Annotated in this window: 2 protein-coding genes; both read right to left on the bottom strand. The window is 43.7% G+C overall.

All coding sequences use genetic code 11. The features are described 5' to 3' along the window. On the bottom strand, window positions 1–152 hold a 152-nt coding region (locus A3763_RS26630), incomplete at its 3' end, for a pyrroline-5-carboxylate reductase (RefSeq protein WP_197482732.1). 46 nt (window positions 153–198) lie between these two features. Then, window positions 199–616: YggS family pyridoxal phosphate-dependent enzyme (locus A3763_RS03445; protein WP_068759886.1), on the bottom strand; the 418-nt coding region annotated here is incomplete at its 5' end.

Genomic DNA, 616 nt, shown 5'->3' with positions numbered 1-616 from the left:
CATGTGTTCTGCATCGCTTCCCGATGTTCAAGGTTTGGTGCAGTTGCTACAATATTGCTTGCGTTTAAACCTTTCTTTACTAGGCCACCAACAATGGCGTGTGCCATGTTACCTGCGCCAATAAAGCAGATCTTTTGTTCATTCAAGTTCATTGTTAGTTCACTTCCTGTTCAAAAATTCAAAAACTGTTTCCAAGCTCTAGCGTTCGCCAAACAAAGCGGTCCCAACTCTGACCATCGTTGAGCCACAGGCAATGGCCTGTTCCATATCACCAGACATTCCCATCGAGAGAGTATCGACACTCGAATAGCTTTCTTGCAGATCATTAAATGCCGACTTCATCTTCGTAAACGCGGTGCTCAAACTCTCTTCACTTTGATTTGCTTGAGGTATGCACATTAAGCCGCGTAGCTTCAAACGAGGCATATCTTCTAGTGCTCGACAAAGCTCAGGCAAATCACTCAACAATATGCCCGATTTAGTCTCTTCTTCATCAATATTCACCTGAATACAAATATTCAGTGGCGATAAAGTGTCCGGGCGCTGATCATTTAAACGCTGTGCTATTTTTATGCGATCAACACTATGCACCCAAGTAAAGCTTTCAGCAATCGGC

Source organism: Oleiphilus sp. HI0128 (genome assembly GCF_001635365.1).
Note: the sequence above shows the minus strand (reverse complement) of the source record. Positions and strands in the feature narration are given on the sequence as shown.